This is a genomic window from Kitasatospora sp. NPDC051984 (genome assembly GCF_044593455.1).
GTDB lineage: Bacteria > Actinomycetota > Actinomycetes > Streptomycetales > Streptomycetaceae > Kitasatospora.
In genome coordinates, this window is record NZ_JBIUCB010000002.1 from 391202 (window position 1) to 409829 (window position 18628).

At 70.8% G+C, this 18628-nt stretch carries 17 protein-coding genes and 1 pseudogene; 4 read left to right on the top strand and 14 right to left on the bottom strand.

All coding sequences use genetic code 11. From position 1 onward, the window contains the following. Positions 1 to 921, bottom strand: a 921-nt coding sequence (locus ACIHEI_RS05685) for a hypothetical protein (RefSeq protein ID WP_396605738.1), incomplete at its 3' end; no start/stop codon positions are given. Between the two features lie 280 nt (positions 922 to 1201). After that, positions 1202 to 2071 (bottom strand): universal stress protein, encoded by an 870-nt coding sequence (locus ACIHEI_RS05690; protein ID WP_396605739.1) that lies wholly within the window; start codon positions 2069 to 2071, stop codon positions 1202 to 1204. A 185-nt stretch (positions 2072 to 2256) separates the two neighbouring features. Here ACIHEI_RS05690 and ACIHEI_RS05695 point away from each other — a divergent pair, with 185 nt between their 5' ends. Both ACIHEI_RS05695 and ACIHEI_RS05700 read left to right on the top strand, forming a co-directional pair. Next, a complete protein-coding gene (locus ACIHEI_RS05695; protein ID WP_396605740.1) occupies positions 2257 to 2658 on the top strand; it encodes a hypothetical protein in 402 nt (133 codons plus the stop codon). 94 nt (positions 2659 to 2752) lie between these two features. Next, positions 2753 to 4330: a multicopper oxidase family protein gene (locus ACIHEI_RS05700; RefSeq protein ID WP_396605741.1), complete on the top strand. Its 1578-nt coding sequence runs from the start codon at positions 2753 to 2755 to the stop codon at positions 4328 to 4330. Between the two features lie 11 nt (positions 4331 to 4341). On the opposite strand, the gene ACIHEI_RS05705 is transcribed toward ACIHEI_RS05700, so the two are convergent. Then, positions 4342 to 4863 carry a hypothetical protein gene (locus ACIHEI_RS05705; RefSeq protein ID WP_396605874.1) on the bottom strand — a complete coding sequence of 174 codons (522 nt, stop codon included), beginning with the start codon at positions 4861 to 4863 and terminating at the stop codon, positions 4342 to 4344. A gap of 95 nt (positions 4864 to 4958) precedes the next feature. Continuing rightward, positions 4959 to 5231, bottom strand: a pseudogene (locus ACIHEI_RS05710) (lytic murein transglycosylase); the annotation flags it as partial. 94 nt (positions 5232 to 5325) lie between these two features. Here ACIHEI_RS05710 and ACIHEI_RS05715 point away from each other — a divergent pair. Next, the gene (locus ACIHEI_RS05715; protein WP_396605875.1) at positions 5326 to 5448 is read left to right on the top strand and encodes a hypothetical protein; all 123 of its coding nucleotides are present in this window, start codon (positions 5326 to 5328) and stop codon (positions 5446 to 5448) included. A gap of 448 nt (positions 5449 to 5896) precedes the next feature. On the opposite strand, the gene ACIHEI_RS05720 is transcribed toward ACIHEI_RS05715, so the two are convergent. Both ACIHEI_RS05720 and ACIHEI_RS05725 read right to left on the bottom strand, forming a co-directional pair. Further along, positions 5897 to 6802, bottom strand: a complete 906-nt coding sequence (locus ACIHEI_RS05720) for a 2-hydroxyacid dehydrogenase (RefSeq protein WP_396605742.1) — start codon at positions 6800 to 6802, stop codon at positions 5897 to 5899. Positions 6803 to 6863: 61 nt separating this feature from the next. Then, on the bottom strand, positions 6864 to 7235 hold the full coding sequence (locus ACIHEI_RS05725) for a hypothetical protein (RefSeq protein ID WP_396605743.1): 372 nt from the start codon (positions 7233 to 7235) through the stop codon (positions 6864 to 6866). Between the two features lie 249 nt (positions 7236 to 7484). Here ACIHEI_RS05725 and ACIHEI_RS05730 point away from each other — a divergent pair, with 249 nt between their 5' ends. After that, positions 7485 to 7796: a hypothetical protein gene (locus ACIHEI_RS05730; RefSeq protein WP_396605744.1), complete on the top strand. Its 312-nt coding sequence runs from the start codon at positions 7485 to 7487 to the stop codon at positions 7794 to 7796. Positions 7797 to 7817: 21 nt separating this feature from the next. On the opposite strand, the gene ACIHEI_RS05735 is transcribed toward ACIHEI_RS05730, so the two are convergent. The 8 genes from ACIHEI_RS05735 to ACIHEI_RS05770 all read right to left on the bottom strand — a co-directional run bounded on the left by ACIHEI_RS05735 (position 7818) and on the right by ACIHEI_RS05770 (position 18609). Then, the gene (locus ACIHEI_RS05735) at positions 7818 to 8597 is read right to left on the bottom strand and encodes a GntR family transcriptional regulator (protein WP_387636332.1); all 780 of its coding nucleotides are present in this window, start codon (positions 8595 to 8597) and stop codon (positions 7818 to 7820) included. 178 nt (positions 8598 to 8775) lie between these two features. Further along, positions 8776 to 9570: a sulfite exporter TauE/SafE family protein gene (locus ACIHEI_RS05740; RefSeq protein WP_396605745.1), complete on the bottom strand. Its 795-nt coding sequence runs from the start codon at positions 9568 to 9570 to the stop codon at positions 8776 to 8778. Continuing rightward, positions 9567 to 10982: a rhodanese-like domain-containing protein gene (locus ACIHEI_RS05745; RefSeq protein WP_396605746.1), complete on the bottom strand. Its 1416-nt coding sequence runs from the start codon at positions 10980 to 10982 to the stop codon at positions 9567 to 9569. The genes ACIHEI_RS05740 and ACIHEI_RS05745 overlap by 4 nt, the downstream gene beginning before the upstream one ends. 77 nt (positions 10983 to 11059) lie before the next feature. Beyond that, a complete protein-coding gene (locus ACIHEI_RS05750) occupies positions 11060 to 12259 on the bottom strand; it encodes an FAD-dependent oxidoreductase (protein WP_392950250.1) in 1200 nt (399 codons plus the stop codon). 408 nt (positions 12260 to 12667) lie between these two features. Beyond that, positions 12668 to 13435 (bottom strand): transposase, encoded by a 768-nt coding sequence (locus ACIHEI_RS05755; RefSeq protein WP_396605747.1) that lies wholly within the window; start codon positions 13433 to 13435, stop codon positions 12668 to 12670. A 203-nt stretch (positions 13436 to 13638) separates the two neighbouring features. Beyond that, complete coding sequence (locus ACIHEI_RS05760; RefSeq protein ID WP_396605748.1) at positions 13639 to 14094, bottom strand: hypothetical protein; 456 nt, start codon at positions 14092 to 14094, stop codon at positions 13639 to 13641. Continuing rightward, positions 14081 to 17890, bottom strand: coding sequence for a DUF6531 domain-containing protein (locus ACIHEI_RS05765; RefSeq protein WP_396605749.1), 3810 nt, complete (start codon positions 17888 to 17890; stop codon positions 14081 to 14083). The genes ACIHEI_RS05760 and ACIHEI_RS05765 overlap by 14 nt, the downstream gene beginning before the upstream one ends. After that, a complete protein-coding gene (locus tag ACIHEI_RS05770) occupies positions 17887 to 18609 on the bottom strand; it encodes a WXG100 family type VII secretion target (RefSeq protein WP_396605750.1) in 723 nt (240 codons plus the stop codon). Before ACIHEI_RS05770 ends, ACIHEI_RS05765 begins: the two co-directional genes overlap by 4 nt. Between the last annotated feature and the right edge of the window lie 19 nt (positions 18610 to 18628).

The window sequence follows — 18628 nt, forward strand, 5'->3', positions numbered from 1 at the left end:
CGAATGCGGCTCCTCACCCACGTCGCGCGTGGCAGGCGAGCGCAGCTGCATCGCCTCCTGCGCAATGGACTGGCTGTGCGTCTGCGAATGCGGCTCCCCACCCATATCCCGGGTGGCGGCCTCGACCAACTTGCTGCCCCCGCCCCCACCGCTCGTCGACTCACTGTGCGTCTGCGAATGCGGCTCCTCACCCACGTCGCGCGTGGCAGGCGAGCGCAGCTGCATCGCCTCCTGCGCAATGGACTGGCTGTGCGTCTGCGAATGCGGCTCCTCCCCACCGACATCCCGCGTAGCAGCCGCAGTCAACTTGCTGCCCCCGCCCCCACCACTCGTCGACTCACTGTGCGTCTGCGAGTGCGCATCCTCCTCACTCCCCACGCCCCGTGTGGCGGCAGACCGCAACTGCGCGGCGTCCTGCGCGATCGCCTGACTGTGCGTCTGCGAATGCGGCTCCTCCCCACCAACATCCCGCGTAGCAGCCGCAGTCAACTTGCTGCCCCCGCCCCCACCACCCGACGTCGTCTGACTGTGCGTCTGCTCGTGGGGAGTCTCGCCGCCCACATCGCGCGTAGCGGCCGAGCGCTGGCTGACGGGGCTCTGGACCTCGAGGGCCGTGCCCTGGCTGTGCGTCTGTCCGTGGCCGCCGCCGGTCCCTTCGCTGTGCGTCTGCGAATGCGCCTCAGGGCCTGCATCACCTGCATCACGCGTGGCGGGCGCCTGCGACTGCGAGGCAGCCGCCGAGCCGCCGCCGGACTGGCTGTGGTCCTTGATAAAGAAATTTTCCGCTTCGCGATCCGCAGGAACGGACCGCACCTGAATCGCCGGAGTCTGATTGTGGCTACAGCTTCCGCTGGCGTCGCTGTCGTGGGACTGACTGTGTCCCACGGCGTCCGCCGATTCCGATGCCAGCTGCGTCTGCACCGCGGATCGCAGGCTGCGGGCGACTTCTCCGGCCAATGTGTCCGAGACCTTCCCCGGGGACGATCCCGCACTATTTTGTTGATCACCAGCCACGTGATTCTCTCCTATACCAACACACAGCCATCGGTCAGCTACTTAGTTCATGTACGCACAGCCTCCCGCCGATGGCATGTTCGTTTGCGCCATTCAGCACACGAGGCCGTCAACACCATCGAGTCGCGGATATCGCACCGCACACACAATTCCGCAAGTCAGGGCAGTGCGGGAAACCCACCGGCGGCTACTGCTCGGCCACACCGGGCACCGTGACGACGGGACAGCTCGCCTCGTGCAGCAGCCCGCGGGGCACGGAGCCGAGCCGCATGCCGGTGAAGCCGCCGCTGCCGCGCCGTCCGACCACGACGGCCAGCGCGTGCCGGGACTCATCGGCGAGCACCCGGACGGGATGGCCGGGGACGACTTCGCTCGTGACGGGCACGTCCGGGTTCGCGGCCAGTTGCCCGGCTGTTGTTTCGGCCATCGTCCGGCGCAGTTCGGCGAGCGTGGCGTCCTCGTCGATGCGTGCCAGGCGCGGCCGCTGCCACACCCACAGAGCCCGCACCGTCGCGCTGCGGTGCCGTGCCAGTTCCAGGGCGGCGGCGAAGGCGACGGCCGAGGAGGCGCTGCCGTCGACTCCGACGACAATTCGGGGCGGGTCGTCCGGCTCCTCCTGGCGTCCGCCGACCACCACCACCGGGCAGTCGGCCTGCGCGCTCACCGGCACGGTGATCGAGTAGCCGCTGAGCAGTTCCTCGACCCGGCTGAGCGACCGCGAACCGAGCACCACGTACGCGGCCTCGCGGGAGGCCCGGACCAGCACCGGGCCCGGCGCCCCCTCCAGGATCTCGGCGGACACCTCCAGATCGCGGTGCCGCGTCCGGGCGAGCCGGCCGGCGAGGTGGAGCTGCCGGCGTCCGACCCGCCTCTGGTCCTGCTGGAAGGCCGCCCCGAGCACGCGCATGCTCCGGGGAGAGGGCTGAACGACGTGGATCATGCGCAACGGGAGGCCTCGACGTTCCGCCTCGTCCGCCGCCCAGCGCAGCGCGTCGTCGTGATTGCCGAGCGCATCGACGCCCAGGACGACCGAACGGCCCGGATCGGTGGCTGCCATCACTCCTCCAATGAGCCCTCGGGCCTCGCCCGCCGGACCTCGTCGGCTCCCCTCTCGCACGGTATGCGGCACCGGGGGAAGCCGCGCGCCGGAGCACCTCGGCCGCCGGGGATCTGTCCCAGTGTGAGGGCGGTTACCGTTGACGCACGGTGGCCGGGACGGGCCAGGGGAGCGGGCGGGAGCAGATGGCAGCGGCGCGGACGTTCGGAGGACCGGCACGCCGGCCACGGGCCCGCCTGTTCCACGCGCTGCTGCTCGCCCTGACCGCGGCACTGGCGCTGCTCGTGCACCACAGCATCTCGGCCGAGTCGTCCCCGGCGGTGCGGAGCATGCCGGGCATGGCGCACCACCTGACCGCCTCGGCGCCGGACGGGCCACGCGCCCACTCCCCCGCCGGCCAAGCGTGCGCGACCGGCATGCACTGCGTCGGGACCGACGTCCGCGGGCCGGTGCTCACCGCGCCGCCCGCCCACCCGGTGCCCGTCGCCGCGGCGGCCGGCACCACGACGGGCGGTGGCCACAACAGCCGTCCGACCACCGGCCGTTCGCCGCCCGATCCGTCACTCCTCTCGGTCCTGCGCAGATAGGCACGGGCCGCGGCCTCCGCATGCCCGGCGGCCGCCGTCGCCCACGTCCACCGGCACGGCCGGGCCGTGCCACGCGCACCCGCGAAGAGGAACGATGACCACCATCAACCGACGCTCCCTGCTGCTCGCCGGCCTGGGCCTGGCCGGCGGCGGAGTGCTCGCCGCCTGCTCCGGCCCGAAGGGCGGCTCCGCCGCACTCGTCGGCCCGTCCGGCTCCGCCGTGGCGGCGGCCGAGACGAAGCGCGCCGCCGGCGGCGCCGAGCGCACCGTCCGGCTGACCGCCGCCGCCACCCCCGTCGACCTCGGCGGAACGACCGTCAACACCTGGACCTTCGGCGGGCAGCTGCCCGGCCAGGAGATCCGCCTCACCGCCGGCGACACCCTGGTCGCCCAGCTCGCGAACAACCTCGCCGCGCCCACCTCGATCCACTGGCACGGCCTGTCGCTGCGCAACGACATGGACGGCGTCCCGCCCGTCACCATGCGCGAGGTACCGGCCGGCGGCAGCTTCGACTACCGCTTCATCGCCGACCGGCCCGGCACGTACTGGTACCACCCGCACGTCGGGGTGCAGCTCGACCGCGGACTGTACGGACCGCTGATCGTCGAGGACCCGCACGAGCCGCTGAAGTACGACGACGAGTGGGTCGTCGTCCTGGACGACTGGCTCGACGGCGTGACCGGCACCCCCGACGAGGCGTTCGCCGAACTCTCCAAGGGCATGGGGGGCATGAACCACGGCATGGACGGGATGGACCACGGCTCGGGCGGAATGGGCTCGGGCGGGATGGACATGGGGCAGAGTCCCTCGTCCACCGGCGGTGGGATGTCGATGAAGTTCATGCTCATGGGCGCCACCAGCGCGCTGCTCGGCGGCGACGCCGGCGACGTGAACCACCCGCACCATCTGATCAACGGCCGGCTGCCCGCGGCCCCGGCGGTCAAGCAGGCCAAGCCGGGGGCCCGGGTGCGGCTGCGGATCATCAACGCGGGCGGCGACACCGCCTACCGGGTCGCGCTCGGCGGGCACCGGCTCACCGTCACGCACACGGACGGCTACCCGGTCGAGCACCAGGAGGTCGACGCGCTGCTGCTGGGCATGGGCGAACGGTACGACGTCCTGGTCACCCTGCAGGACGGGGTGTTCCCGCTGGTGTCCCTCGCGGAGGGCAAGAACGCCACCGGCACGGCCCTGATCCGCACCGGCTCCGGCCAGGCCCCGGAACCGTCCTTCCGTCCGACCGAGCTGGACGGCAGGCTGCTGACCGCCGATCAGCTCCGCGCCGACCAGGGCGTCCGGCTCGCCGCGCGCACCCCCGACGTCACGCACCGGCTCCAACTCACCGGCGGCATGGCCCGCTACGACTGGTCGATCAACGGGCGGCGCTTCGACATGAACGACCCGACCGCCGGCGCGTTCCTGATCGGCCAGGGACAGCGCGTGCGGCTGGAGTTCACCAACTCCAGCGAGATGTGGCACCCGATGCACCTGCACGGCCACACCTTCCAGGTGGGCGACACGGGACCGCGCAAGGACACCGTGATCGTCAAGCCGAAGCAGCGAATCGTCTGCGACTTCGACGCCGACAACCCCGGCCAGTGGATGGTCCACTGCCACAACGCCTACCACGGCGAGAGCGGCATGATGGGCCTGGTCGCCTACCGCGCCTGACAGCAACTCACCTACCGGGACCGGCACTTGTGCGCCGGTCCCGGCAAGCTCACTTGACCGGAGCGGCTCCGGGGGACGCGGACGGGACGCTGCCGGCCCGCGCCGAGGGCGACGGCGACGAGGACGTGGATGCCGTCGGCGAAGGAGCGTTGCAGCCGGGCGAGGGCGAACCCGACGGAGTCGCGGACGGCGACGGCGACGGCGATGCGCTCGTCGTGGGCGACGGGGACGGGGACGGGGACGGCGACGCTGACGCCGATGCGCTCGGGCTCGGGCTCGCGGTGGGACCTGCCGTCGGCGACGGGCAGCCGGAGGGCGTCCCGCTCGGCGAGGCGGACGGCGACGGCGATGGCGATCCGCTTGCCGTGGGCGACGGCGAGGAGCCGGCACTCGTGCTCGGCGCCGGAGTCGGCCCGGCCGTCGGCGTCGGGCTCGGCTTCGGCGCGGACGGAGACGGGGTCATGGTCGGCGTCGGCGCCGGTGCCGGTGCCGGCGGGGTGACCGAGACGCCGGACTGGAAGTGCACCATCCACGCCCGGACCGTCCGCAGGTACTCGGCGGAGTGGTTGTAGCCGAGGACCGCCCGGTCGAGCTGCGCGGGGACGGCCAGGTCGCGGCCGCCCGCGCAGAGGTACCGGCCGGCGGCGAGTGCGGCGTCCCAGATGTTGTTCGGGTCCGCCTTGCCGTCGTCGTTGCCGTCCGCACCCCAGGTCGCCCAGGTGGACGGGATGAACTGCATCGGACCGACGGCCCGGTCCCAGGCGGCACTTCCGTCGTACCGGCCGCCGTCGGTGTCGGGGATCGCCGCGAAGCCGTTCCCGTCGAGGACCGGGCCGAGGATCGGGCGGTAGGTCGTCCCGTTGGCGTCCACCCGGCCGCCGTCGGCCTGTCCGGACTCCACCTCGCCGATCGCGGCGAGCAGTTGCCACGGCAGGTGGCATCCCGGGGACGACTTGGCCAGCGACGCCTCCGCCTTGCGGTAGGCGTCGAAGACGATGGACGGCAGCCGCGCGCCTCCCCCGTCCTGGAGCGCGACGGTCTCCGCACTCGGCGCCCCGTCCGCCGGCGCCGGCGGCTGGGGCAGCGGACGGGCCCCGCCACCGTCCATGGGCACCTGACCGTCCGGCAGGTCGACCGGCCCGTCGTCCGTGAAGGCGGCGAGCGGGCCGACCCCCGCGGCTCGCGCCGGCAGTGGTTCCGCCGGTGCCGTGGATGCCGTCGCCGCTGCCAGGGCCACCATCACGCCCGCCGCATGCAGAAACACCCGTTTACGTATCCGCCGTGCCATCCGGGTCCCTTTCGCCGATCTCGCGGTCAGCAGTTCCGACGAACCTACGGCCTGTCAGGTTCCAGGCAGGCCCGGGGCCTGCCTTCAAACCCCCGCCTGCCCCACAGCCCGCCCGCAGCCCTGGCGGGCTGGGAGGTACCCCGGCACGCGCTCTCGCCGCACCGGGCGAAAGGCCAAGTGCACCCAGTACGAGGCCTTCCACCCGGCACGCCGAGAGCACGCACCAGACGCCGCGGGGCTGCGACGCGGGTTTGAAGGCAGGCCCTGGCGTATCCGCGTCAGCGGGCGAGCGGCTCGCCGTTCTCGAACCGCAGGATCTGCCGGCGCAGCACGCGCTTGGCCCGCGGCAGGAACGCGCTGCTGGGGCCGCCGACGTGCGGGGTGATCAGCACACCGGGGGCGTGCCAGAGCGGGTGGTCGGCGGGCAGCGGCTCCGGGTCCGTGACGTCGAGGGCGGCCCGCAGCCGCTGCGCGGTGAGTTCCGCGAGGAGTGCCCCGGTGTCGACGACGGGGCCGCGCGCGACGTTGACGAGCAGCGCGCCGTCCTTCATCCGGGACAGGAACCCGGCATCGACGAGATGACGGCTCTCGGGGGTCAGCGGTGTCAGCAGCACGACGACGTCGGCGGTCGGCAGCAGTTCCGCCAACTCCGCCACGCCGTGCACCCGTTCCTCCGGGCGGGCCCGGCGGGCGACCCGGACGATGTCGCACTCGAAGGGCTCCAGCCGCGCGGCCAGCGCCCGGCCGATCGAACCGTATCCGAGGATGAGCACCGTCCGGTCGGCGAGCGACTGGTGGAACTCCTGGCTCCAACGCCCTTGGTCCTGAAGGCGGGTGAAGTGCGGGATGCCCCGCAGCGAGGCGAGGATCAGCGCCACTGCCAGCTCGGCGGTGCTGGCGTCGTGCAGTCCGCGCGCACTGCACGCGACGACACCGTCCGGCACCTGCGGCAGGACGTCGTCCATGCCGGCCGTGAGCGTCTGGACCACCTTCAGCGACGGCAGGTGCGGGATCACCGGGAGCGCGGCGGCGTGCCGCAGGTACGGCAGGCAGAAGAACTCCACCTCCCGGAGCGCGTCGTCCGACGGCACCGGCCCCTCCCCGTCCCACACGAGGGCGTCGAGACCGGCGGGCAGGCCGCCGATCGCATCGGGGGCGTACGGGAGGACGTAACGAGCACTCATGCCCCGACCCTAGCCGCACCGACACCCCGCCCCGCCGGGCCCCCTCAACGACGTCCCGCGTTCACAGCACGAAGACCAGCAGGTAGGACAGGGCGCAGGCCAGCAGATAGGCGCCGAGCGCGGCGGGCAGGGCGAGCCAGGCCGAACGCCCGCGCCGGCGCGCCCGGACGGCGCCCAGGGAGGCGACCAGCACCAGCGCCACCAGACCGGCCCACGGAAGGGCGACCGCGAGCAGCCACACGGCCGGTGTGCACACCGGCGCCGAGCCACCGGCGCCTCCCGTCCCGCAGCTGTCCGTGGCGAACAGCATCCCGAACGAGAACAGCGCGTCGACCAGCCCGCCGAGCACGGCGAACAGCACCACCACGACGATGTACCCGACCGGCCGCCGGGCCGCCGGCGCCGGCAGGTACCCGCCTTGGTATTCCCCCACCACTCAGGTCCTCCCCACCACCCGGCACGTCCCTCTCGACGCGCCACCCACCAGGGCGGCACACACTATCCACTCGCCGTCCGGCTGTCACACAGGAGCCGCAAGGACACTGACGCCTCGTCAGCACCGGGCGCCGTCGTCGACTGGCAGGATATCGACGCAATTAGTCATTTCTGCCACCTTCGCGTACGGGCTTCCCGACCCAGAATGGAGAAACCCGATCGCATTGCCCGAACGGAGAGATCCCCCGTGCGTTTCCTCGACCCCTCCTCCTTCACCGCCGAACGCCCGTGGGGCGCCCTCGACCTCGCCGCGATGGACGACGCCACCGTCCGGCTGCACTGGACCGACCAGCCCTACCGATGGCACGTCAACGACGGCCCGGAGGTGTTCGTCGTCCTCGACGGCGCCGTCGACATGCACTACCGCGTCGACGGCGTCGAACACACCGAGCACCTCACCCCGGGCCGGGTGTGCTGCGTGGAACCCGGCGACGAACACGTCGCCCACCCCGCGCCCGAGGCCCGCATCCTGGTCGTCGAGCGGCGCGACAGCGACTGACCGCGGCAGACAATCCGGCGGTCAGAGTGCGTGGATCGGTGCGCCCAGGCGGTAGTCGGTGTTGGAGAACGCGGCGGAGACGGCGAAGCGGTCGGCGCGGACGAGGGTCTGGCGCCATTCGATGAGGCGGCCGCGGGTGTCGTGGCCGAGGCGGTCGATGGCGAGCAGGGCGGTGGTCGGGGGGCAGTCGAGGAGGATGCGTTCGCCGCGGCCGGGGACGACGGCGCGGATGCGTTCCCAGCCGCCGCAGATGCGGCTGCCGCAGTGGCGTTCGAGTTCGTCGTAGAGCGCGGTGTGGGTGAAGTCGACCTCGAGGAGCGGGTGGGCGATGTCCGCGGGGAGCCATATCCGGTCGACGGCGAGCGGTTCCTCGTCGGCCAGGCGGATGCGTTCGAGGTAGATCAGTGGCGTGGATTCCTCGAGCCCGAGGCGGGCGGCGATGACGCCGTCGGCGCGCTGGTCAAGTGCGCGCACGACGCTGCGCTGGACGGCTCCGACTTCCTCGACGGAGCGGAAGAGGCTGTACGCCTCGCCGACGTCCTGCTCCAGCGGGCGGTTCGCGGTGAACCGGGAGGCCTTGCCGCGCTGGGCGCTGACCAGGCCCTCCTCGCGGAGCTTCCGCAGGGCCTCGCGGACGGTGTGCCGGCTGACCTGGTACTCGGCGACCAGGTCGTGTTCGCCGGGGAAGACGTCGCTGAACTCGCCCTCGTCGAGTCGGCGCAGCAGGTCGGCGCGGAGTTGTGCCCAGAGCGGGTTCCCCGGGGCGCGGACGAGGGGCTGGGGGCCGGGGGCGGTGGTCACGGCGCCGTCCTGGGGTGGTGAGTCGGAAGGGTGGTGCGGGGCACGAAGTGAATGTTCGTACCTTTGCGGGGGCAGCGCAAAATCGGCGCCGGCCGCTCTACGGGGGAGACGCGGCGACCGCTGCCCGGGCGGGTTCGTCCCGGGCAGCGGTCGTGGGGAGGCGTTCGCACCGGAACTGTCAGGCGACGGCGCCGATCAGCATGGCGGCGGACACCGCGAGCAGCATGGCCGCGAAGGTGCGTTGCAGGGCGGTGCCGGAGATCTTGGCCGCCAGTCGTTTGCCGTCCCAGGCGCCCAGGACGGCGGCGCCCACGAACGGTCCGAAGACCGCCAGGTTCAGGGACATCCCGGAGACCGTCAGCCGGGTGGCGAGGGAGACCACCGAGTTGACCAGGATGACCACCAGGCTGGTGGCGGCCGCCTTGCGCATCGGCAGCCGGAGCACGGACACCAGGGCGGGCACCGCGAGGAAGCCGCCGCCGACTCCCAGCAGCCCGGTCACCGCCCCCAGTCCGGCCCCGGCGGCGAGCGTGCCCGGGTGCCCGCCCCGACCGCCCCGACCGCCCCGGCCTGCGGCGTCGGCCGGTTCCGCGGACGGCGCGCGCCGCGCGGTGCGGGTGCCGCGCAGCATCGCCGCGGCGGCCAGCGCGGCCAGCACGGCGAACGCGGCGGTCAGCACCGCCTGCGGGATGCGGTGGGCGAGCGCGGACGCCCCGATGGCGGGGAGCACGCCGGCCGCGGCGAACAGGAAGCCGGTCCGCCACTCGATGGTGCCGGCGCCGGCGTGGCGGGCGAGCGCGGTGACCGAGGTGGCGATGACGATGACCAGGCTGGTGGTCCCGGCCTCCGCGGGCGCGACGCCCAGCAGGTACACCAGGGCCGGGACCGCCAGCACTCCCCCGCCGCCGCCCAGCGCGCCGAGCGCCACGCCGACCACGGCTCCGCAGAGCAGAGCGGTGATCAGAACGCTCACGCCGTGACGCCGTCCGCATCGCCGGCCGGGCGGGCGACCTCGCCCTGCCAGGCGGCGAAGCCGCCGCGCAGGTCGGTGGTGTCGAAGCCGCGGGCGCGCAGCACGGACGCGGCCACCGAGGAGCGGTTGCCGCTGGCGCAGATCACGGTCAGCGGCTGTCCGGTCGGCAACTCGCCGAGGCGGGCGAGGAGTTCGGGCAGCGGGATCAGTCGGGCGCCGGGGACGGTGCCCTTCTCCTGCACCTCGCCGGGGCCGCGCACGTCCAGCACCACGAGGTCGGCGGCGGCGAGCTGCTCGGCGAGGGCGTCGGCCTCGACCCGTATCGCGCGGGTCAGGTGCTCGGCGCCGACGGCGCCCACCGGCGCGGCCAGGGCGCCGAGCACGCGGTCGAAGCCGATCCGGGCCAGCCGGGTGCGGGCCTCGACGGCGGTGTCCGGGTCGCCGCACAGCACGACGGTGTCCTGGGCGTCGAGCACCTGGCCGGCGAGTTCGGCGAACCGGCCGCCGAGCGGGACGTTGACCGCGCCGTGCAGGTGCGCGGCGGCGAACGCCTCCGGGTCCCGGGTGTCCAGCACGATCGCGCCGCCGGCCCGCGCCTGGAGCAGTTCGTCCGGGGTGAGCGACGGGACGCCGGTGTCCTCGTCCAGGACCGGGCGGGCCTGCCGGTTGCGCACCGAGGTGAACGCGAAGTAGGCGGGCACGGCGGGCTGACCGTCCGTCACCACGGCGACGAACTCGTCCTCGGTCATGTCGGCCAGCGCGTAGTTGCCGCGCCGCTGGTTGCCGATCGAGCAGCTCAGCTCGGCGGAGAGGTTCTTGCCGCAGGCCGAGCCGGCCCCGTGCGCCGGGTAGACGCGGGTGTCGTCGGGGAGGGCGAGCAGCGCGCGGGTGGAGCGGTACAGCAGGCGGCCCATCTCGTCGGCCGACCGGCCGCGCGAGCTGAGCAGGTCGGGGCGGCCGACGTCGCCGATGAACAGCGTGTCGCCGGTGAGCACGCCGTACGGGACTTCGTCGTCCGCGTGCTCGCGCACCACCACGCAGATCGACTCCGGGGTGTGGCCCGGGGTGTGCAGGATCTCCAGCTCGACCTCGCCGAGGACGAGGCGCTCGCCGTCGGCCAGCGGGTCGGTGTCGAAGTCGAGTGCGGCGGCGGAGCCGTAGGAGATCCGGGCGCCGGTGCGCTCGGCCAGCTCCAGGTGGCCGGAGAGGAAGTCCGCGTGGATGTGGGTCTCGATGACCCGCTCGATGGTCAGGCCGTGGCGCTCGGCGGTGACGAGGTAGTCGTTGACGTCGCGCTGGGGGTCGACCACGACGGCGCGGCCGGTGGTGCGGTCGCCGACCAGGTAGGAGGCGTGGGAGAGGCAGTCGAGGTAGAACTGCACGAGGACCAGCGGTCCGGCGTTCTCGGGCATGACGGGCTCCTGAGGGTGGGCAGGGATGGTGGCGCCGCGAGGCGCGGGACGGTGACGCGGGTCGGTCGGCCTTCGGCTCAGGCGAGCCCGCGGAGCATCAGGTTCCAGTAGAGGAACGGCAGTCCGCGGCGCTTGAGGTACCACATGTCGGTGCGCTCGCGGACGGTGTTGATCACCGGGATCGACGGGGCGGGCCGTCCGCTGTAGTCGAACTCGGCGAGCAGCATCTTGTTGCGCGCGGTGGTCAGCGGGCAGGACGAGTAGCCCTGGTAACTCGCCCTGGGTTCCCGGCCGCCCAGCACGGCGAGCAGGTTCTCCACCAGCACGGGTGCCTGCTTGCGCACGGCGGCGCCGGTCTTGGAGTTCGGTGACGATCCGGCGTCCCCGAGCGCCCAGACGTTCGGGTACCGGACGTGCCGCATGGTGTGCTTGTCGATCTCGACGTAGCCGGCCGGGTCGTCGGCGCCGGCCAGCGGGCTGCGCTTGATCCAGTCCGGGGCGCTCTGCGGCGGCACCACGTGGGCCATGTCGTACGGCAGCGTCGTGGTGCCGCCGCCGTCCAGCTCGGTGACGACCAACTCGCGCGCCTCGGGGCGCACTTCGGTGACTTCGCTGCCGTAGTGGACCTTGATGCCGTACCGGCGCACCACGCCGTCGAGCACGCGGGCGAACTCCGGCACGCCGAAGATCGCGGCGCCGGGGATCACCAGGTGGACGTCGATCTTGTCGAGGACGCCCTGCTGGCGCCAGTGGTCGGCGGCGAGATAGGCGATCTTCTGCGGGGCGCCGCCGCACTTGACGGCGCCCGTCGGCATGCTGAACACCGCGCTGCCGGAACGGGTTTCGCGGATGAAGCGCCAGGTCGCGGGGGCGTGCTGGTACGAGTAGTTGCTGGACAGTCCGTCCTTTCCGAGCCCCGCCTCCAGGCCCGGTATGCGGTCCCAGTCCAGCTGGATGCCCGGGCAGACCACGAGCTGCTCGTACGAGACGGTGCCGCCGTCGTCCAGCGCCACCTCTCGCGCCTCGGGGTCGACGGCGACCGCGGCACTGCGGATCCACCGGACGCCCTTCGGCATGACGGACGCCTGCGAACGGACACTCTCCGCCAGCGGTGCCCGGCCACCGCCGACCAGCGTCCACAGCGGCTGGTAGTAGTGCCGCTCGCTCGGATCGAGCACGGCGACATCCCGTTCCCCGGCGCGGCGGAGCCGGGCCGCGACGGTGATCCCGGCGGTACCGCCGCCGATGATCACGATCCGGTGATGCTGCTTGGCCATCAAGGACCCCCTTCAAATGTACGGACATTAAGTTAGGACGGCGCAGGCCGAACACGCAAGCCACCTGCGAGGATTCGGCCGAATTTGTCCGTACATTTAGCCGGGAGAGTGCCATCGGGGCTCTCCGACAGGGCATGCAGGAGCAGGGCGGCGCCTGCGGATCACGTCGCCCGAGGCCACCTGACGCGCCGACGCCCACCCCGCCGCCACCGCCGGCCCTCTGAGCCCCGAAGCGAGAGGTGACACCGCGAGCATGACGACCTCGACGATGCCGAACCCGGCGAGCTCACCGCCCCTCGTCGTGATCAGCATCCGGTCCGTCCGGGCAGCCGGAACACCTAAGGGTTGTCCCGTAATTGATCTCTGGCGGTGGCTGGGCGGGCCTCGTCCACCGGTGGCAGGCCCGGACTATGCGGCTTGGAGGAGGTAGTGGAGGCGGGCGATGCCGAGCATGGCGTGGTGGACGCCATCGCCCTTGAGGCGGCAGTCGCGAAGGATCTTCCAGGTCTTCATCCGGGCGAAGACGTGCTCGACGCGGGCCCGGACCCGCTTGTGGTCGCGGTTGTGTCCGGTCTGCCATTCGGTGAGCTCGCCGCCCTTGGGCCGGCGGTGCGGGATCACGAGACCGGTGCCGGGGTAGCCACCGTCGGCGATGGTGGTGGCCCGGCCGGCGGCCGCCTTGGCGCCGGACTCGACCCAGGCTTTGCAGTCGTTGCGGTTGCCCGGAACGGGAGTGCCCACCATGACGACCAGGCGGGTGTGGGCGTCGACGACGACCTGATGGTTGGTGGAGTACCTGTAGTTCTTCGACTTCTCCGCGATGGTGTGGTCGCGGGTGGGGACGAGGGTCCCATCAACGATGAGCACAGAGTCCTTGCGGAACCGGCGCCGGGGCTTGAGCGCCAACAGCGGGCCGACGTGGTCGATGATGCGGTCGGCCGCCGACTTGGACACGCCGAACAGCGGCGCGAGCTGCCGCAGCGTCAGGTTAGTCCGCCAGTAGGCCGCGACCAGAAGGACCCGGTCCTCCAGCGGAAGACTCCAAGGCCGGCCCGGCCGCACGGTGTCAGCGCCCTCTCGGCGGAGCATCGTCATCAGCTTGCGGAAGTCGCGCGGGCTCAGCCCCGTGAACGGGGTTATCCAGGACGATTCCGACGCCGTGATCACACCAGCCATGGCGAGATCATCCCAGCCGGGATCACTGCTCCGGGAGCCAGTTCGCGGCCCTCAAGGCGCACGGCGGGCGCCCGAATCAGAATCGGTCGCCCGGCCGGGCGACCATCGGATCGATCGAATTATGCCGCCCCCTTGCTCTCCCGGGCGACTGCCAAGAGAAGTGCCAACCGGAGAGCCAAGGGGCGCGCATCAATCACTTCCTGTCACGACTCGGGCCTTCGCCCGACATGGGCCTGGTAGTAATGCTCGCCTTCCGTTACGGAAACGACGAGGTCGAGCGCCGAATTGACGAACACCCAGGGATCAGCCAGAACCTTCCGAATTCCGGTCACCCATCCACTCGATGGCGCGTCGCACTCGATCCACGGGTAACCGCTGAGATGACTGGAGACGAATACCGTCCCCGTGATCCCGTGCTGTGCGAGCAGGGATTCGATCCAGGCGTCGACCACGGCGGGCGCTTCCTCGTCCGACAGGACCGCTGCGGGCTCGGCGGACATGTCCCAGAAGCCCCACTCGGTCTCGCGGACCCAGGCCGGCATTTCACCCTCTACCAGGGCGCGACCCGTGAACAGACCGGACAGCTCGCGGCCGATCTCCGCCAGCTTTGCGCTCTCCTGCCGTTCCCTGAGTTTCCGCCGGAGCTCACTTTCCTGCATTGCACCCTCCCTCCGTGTAGTAGAGGTGATGCTTCGGCATGATCTGCTTGTACGTCTTGCCCTGCATATTGACTCCCGGCGGCGCACCCTCTGGCGGCTTTCCAGCATGAAAATGAGGATACGGGGCTTTCGGGTCGGATGTGTGTTCGGCGATGACCCGCGTGCCGTGCGGCGTATCGAACTGATAATAACGTCCCCATCCGGCGCGCGGGTCGAGCACCGAGTTCGAGGCCGGATCGTACGGGCTGTAAACGTAGTTTGCCCGCCCGGCCAACCTCGCGTCACCACCGACCGTCCATTGACGAATGGGCTGGTTGGCCCGCGGGACACCGGCCATGTCCCTTGCCTCGAGGAACGCTTCTCTGCGCGTCCTGAATATTGGGTTCTTGGTGGACGCCAGGCCGAGCGGGTCGAATGCGGTGTGGGGGTTGTCCACATAAGCGTGCGGGTTGGGGGACGGCAGGAGGCCGAGAGGGTCGGGCGTGAGGTAGCGGGCGGTGGTGGGGTCGTAATAGCGGTGGTGGTTGTAGTGCAGGCGGGTCTCGGAATCGTAGTACTGGCCGGGGAACCGGAGCGGGGTCGAAGTGATGCCCGTCTGCTGCTCGGCGGCAGCACCCCAGATCGTCGTACGAGCCTGCCAGGCGAGGGTGCCGTCCGCGTCGAGAAGGTGGGTGGGGGTACCGATGAGGTCGGTGACGATGGCGAAGAACCGGCGGTTCACGTCGTCGGGGGAGTCCGACACGGCGAGGCGCTCGGTCTGGGCGATGGGGTGGTAGCCCTCGTGATCCCAGGTCAGGGTGTATGGGCCCGGAAGTGCCGGACTGTGAGCGGTCTGCTCGACGAGGATCGAGCCGTCCCAGGTGAAATCGGTCCACTCGAGCACGTTGGTGCTGCTCTCATCGGCGAGGTGCAGCTTGGCGATCCGCCGGCCGAACGGGTCGTACAGGTAGCGCCATCGAGCACCGTCCGGGGTGGTGACCGCGGTGAGGCGGTCTTCGGCGTCCCAGGTGTAGTGCCAGGTACTGGCCCGGCCGGAGAGGGTCGTCTGCCTGCGGGTGGCGATGCGGCCCTGCCGGTCGTGCTGGTAATTGACTCGGCCCGCCTCCTGGATGAGGGTTCCCCGATAGGTCCGGTTACCCCGTGCAGGCTCGTCCCGTCGAGTCGGCCAGGTGGCAGCGGTGAGGTTGCCCGCACTGTCGTACGCGTAGGTCTCGGACCAGTCGGGGGCACGAGCGGCAGTCACCCTGCCCGCCGGGTCCAGCTCGAAGCGGCGCGTGCCGGTGTGCGCGTCGGCCACGGACAGCAGATCGCCGTTCTCCCGATACGTGTAGGACCGGGTCTGCAGGGAACTGCCGTCCGACCGACGGGTGATGGCGTGGGCGGTCGGGCGGTCGAGCCCGTCCCATGCGGTGGCGAGCGCGAGATCCGGACCGATATGACGGGAGATCTCCCGGCCGAGCCCGTCCCGTTCGAAGGCCATGAGGGTGCCGGAAGCCGTGATCGAGGAGACGTTGCCCGCTGCGTCGTAGGCCCACCCCGTGTCGGCACCGGACGGAGTACGGCGGCTGGTACGACGGCCGAGCCTGTCATAACCGACGGCGATGGTACGCCCGTTGACCGTCTCGGACGTCAGGCGGCCGAGCGCGTCGTAGCACCGGGTGAGCTCGACGCCGGGGCAGGACGCCCTGATCAGACGGTCTGCCTTGTCGTAGCCGAAAGTGGAGACCACGCCGTCGACGTTCTTGGAAACCAGGTTCCCCAGGAGGTCGTACTCGTAGGCGACGGTCTGTCCAGCACCGTTTGTCCGGGAAACCAGCTGCCCCGCCGCATCGCGCTCAAGGGTGAGGGCAGTTCCGTTGAAGTCCGTCTCCGACACGACCTGCCCGGTCGGCGAGTAGGAATAGTTCCAGCTCGCCCCCTGCGGGTCGGTCACTCGGACGAGCCGGAGTTCGCTGTCATGGGTGAAGCGGTAGCGGGAGCCGTCGGGCCCCGTACGGGCTGCGAGCAGATCAAATTGGGTGTACTCCATCAAGGTCACCGCGCCGACCTGATCGGTGTGGGTCAGCGTGTTGCCTTCGGCGTCGTACGTCCACGACTCCACCGTGCCGTCCGCCCTGGTGTACGAGAGGAGTCGACCCTCAACCGTCCACGTGTACCGGCTGGTGTTGCCCAACGAGTCCGTGACGGCGATCGGGCGCCCGAAGGCGTCGCGCTGATAGGCGGTTCGTCCGCCCAGTGGATCGGTGACTTCAATGACCAGTCCGACGGCATTGTCCCGCACGGTGGTCATCTGCCCCGACTCGTCCGTGACGGACGACAGATGGCCGGCCTCGTCATAGCCGAGGAACGTGGTCGCTCCGGTCGGGTCGGTGAGGGAGATCCGGTTGCCGGCGCGGTCGTACGCCTGTCGCCAGACGGAACCGTCGACCGCCACGATCTCGACCGGCAGACGTAGATCGTTGTACCGGACGGCCAGGTGAGTGCCGTCCGGGCGGTCGATACGTGTGATCTCGCCGTGGGCATCGAGGGTGTAGCGCGTGGTTCGCCCGAGGCCGTCGGAATGCGACAGAAGGCGGCCATGGCGGTCGTGCTCGGTACGGACCGTGCCGCCCGCAGCGTCCACGACCATGCTGATGTGCCGGTAGCGGTCGTAGTGGTAGCGGGTGCTGTTGCCAAGACTGTCGGTGACCGTGGTCACGCAAGCCTGATCGTCGTACTCGAAAGTGGTGTCGAGGGCACCGTTCGAGCCGTGACCACGTACCACCCGGCCGTCGGGACCGTACTGATACTCATACCAGTACTCGTTCCGGTCGGTCCACGAGGTGATCCGGTCGTGGGCGTCGAACCCGTAGACGAATGGGCGGCCGGAGGAGTCGCTGACTTCGACCAGTCGGCCTCGAGCGTCATAGCCGTACATCGCGACTGTGGTGCCGAGGCCGTGGTTGGCGCCGTCGAGCAGGCGCAGGGATTCGATGCGCGGGCCGACAGCGGTGTGGATGACGTCGATCGCGACCCGGTATCCGCCCGAGTGGCGGATTTCGGCCGGAAGACCGTCACCGTCGTACAGATAGTCGATCCGGTGACCGTTGCGGTCGGTCATCGCGCTGAGGAATCGGACGGCCCCTCCGCCAGGCGCTGCGGCGAAACTCCTGGTCCAGCCGGTTTCCACATCCTCGATCTCGACGATGTCGCTGTCCTGGTCCCACGTGAGAGGCCAGCGGGCTCCATCGACAGGCAGCGTTTTCCCGCTTCCCGACGGATCGGGGTAGTGGAGAAGCTCCGCATCCTCACCTGCGTAGTGAACGCCTTGGTGGTCAACCTCTACGCGCTGGTCCAAGGTTGAGGACCAGCCGGGACCGAAGTGGCACCCGTACCGATAGCCGGAGGCATACGAACGCCGAAAGACCAGCGGCAATGCCCCGGCCAGCTCCAGGTCGACCTTGGACATAATCATCTGCCCCGAGACCACGTCCACCGGGTCGCCCGCAGTCCGGCACTTGCCGTTGCCATGAGAAGCCTGGCCGGGCCTGCTCGGGCCACCGAGCGAAGCGATCCGCGTCGTGCCACCCCGGCCACCGCGCGGAGAGTGCGGCATGTCTGTCTTGCCGTCCCCGAGAATCTTGCGCAGCTCGGCGGCGTGCCTGGCGTCGACCTCGCGGGTGTTCTTGGCGACCTTGGTCAGGTTGTCTCCGGCCTGCTTGTACAGCTTGTGCACGGCCTTGCCCGCATCCTCTGCGAGCGTCTTGCCGAGCTTCTGCGCGCCGTGTTCGAGCGCCTTGACGATCCGGTTGCTCATTCGAAGCTCACCCCCGCAAGCTTGGACTGGAAGGCCTGCGCATGCCCGGCCACGGTCTCGGCATGCTGGTGCATGGTTCGCGCGTGCGCCTCCAACGCATCCGGGCTGATCCGGAACCCGGTACCGCCATCGCCGCCGGAGACGCCGAGCGTCGATCCGACGGCCTGGAACACCAATCCGGACACCGCGCTCCCCACGACCTCCACCAGCGGGTCGATCGCGGCCTCGATCACCTGGCCGATGATGTAGTCCTCCAACTGCTGCTCCAGGAACTGAACCAGCTTGCGCCCGGCCAGCACCGTCGCCGCCGCCGCAGCCTCCGCCGCACCCAACGTCGCCACCGCCGCCGCCTGCTCGGCAATCAACGTGGCTGCCAGGACAACCAGTTCAGCGATCGCCTCCACCTTCATCGCCACGATCACGTCCGCCGCCACATCCAATGCGGTGGCCACCACGTGACACGCCTGCACCAACTCGTTCATGTGGCTGTCGGACAGCAACGCCCACTTCGCCAGCAGTGCATCGTAGGAGGCGCCCTCGTACGCCTCGCCCAACGCCCTTATCGTCGCCGTGGAATCCCGGTGCGCCTCGTCCACCTTGTCGGCGAAGTCCCGGACATGGTCGGCGAACTCACGGACCTTGTCCTCGTTCACCGATGGCCACCTGATCCCGATGAACGATAGGCACGACTCCACCTCATTCGGCAGTTCGATCGCCATGCGTACCTCCCCCATCGCA

Coding starts and splice junctions, on each gene's coding strand:
- ACIHEI_RS05690 (WP_396605739.1), bottom strand. CDS start 2,071: ATGGCAGCCACCGATCCGGGCCGTTCGGTCGTCCTGGGCGTCGATGCG.
- ACIHEI_RS05695 (WP_396605740.1), top strand. CDS start 2,257: ATGGCAGCGGCGCGGACGTTCGGAGGACCGGCACGCCGGCCACGGGCC.
- ACIHEI_RS05700 (WP_396605741.1), top strand. CDS start 2,753: ATGACCACCATCAACCGACGCTCCCTGCTGCTCGCCGGCCTGGGCCTG.
- ACIHEI_RS05715 (WP_396605875.1), top strand. CDS start 5,326: ATGGACGGCAGCCGCGCGCCTCCCCCGTCCTGGAGCGCGACGGTCTCC.
- ACIHEI_RS05720 (WP_396605742.1), bottom strand. CDS start 6,802: ATGAGTGCTCGTTACGTCCTCCCGTACGCCCCCGATGCGATCGGCGGC.
- ACIHEI_RS05745 (WP_396605746.1), bottom strand. CDS start 10,982: ATGCCCGAGAACGCCGGACCGCTGGTCCTCGTGCAGTTCTACCTCGAC.
- ACIHEI_RS05750 (WP_392950250.1), bottom strand. CDS start 12,259: ATGGCCAAGCAGCATCACCGGATCGTGATCATCGGCGGCGGTACCGCC.
- ACIHEI_RS05755 (WP_396605747.1), bottom strand. CDS start 13,435: ATGGCTGGTGTGATCACGGCGTCGGAATCGTCCTGGATAACCCCGTTC.
- ACIHEI_RS05760 (WP_396605748.1), bottom strand. CDS start 14,094: ATGCAGGAAAGTGAGCTCCGGCGGAAACTCAGGGAACGGCAGGAGAGC.
- ACIHEI_RS05765 (WP_396605749.1), bottom strand. CDS start 17,890: ATGAGCAACCGGATCGTCAAGGCGCTCGAACACGGCGCGCAGAAGCTC.
- ACIHEI_RS05770 (WP_396605750.1), bottom strand. CDS start 18,609: ATGGCGATCGAACTGCCGAATGAGGTGGAGTCGTGCCTATCGTTCATC.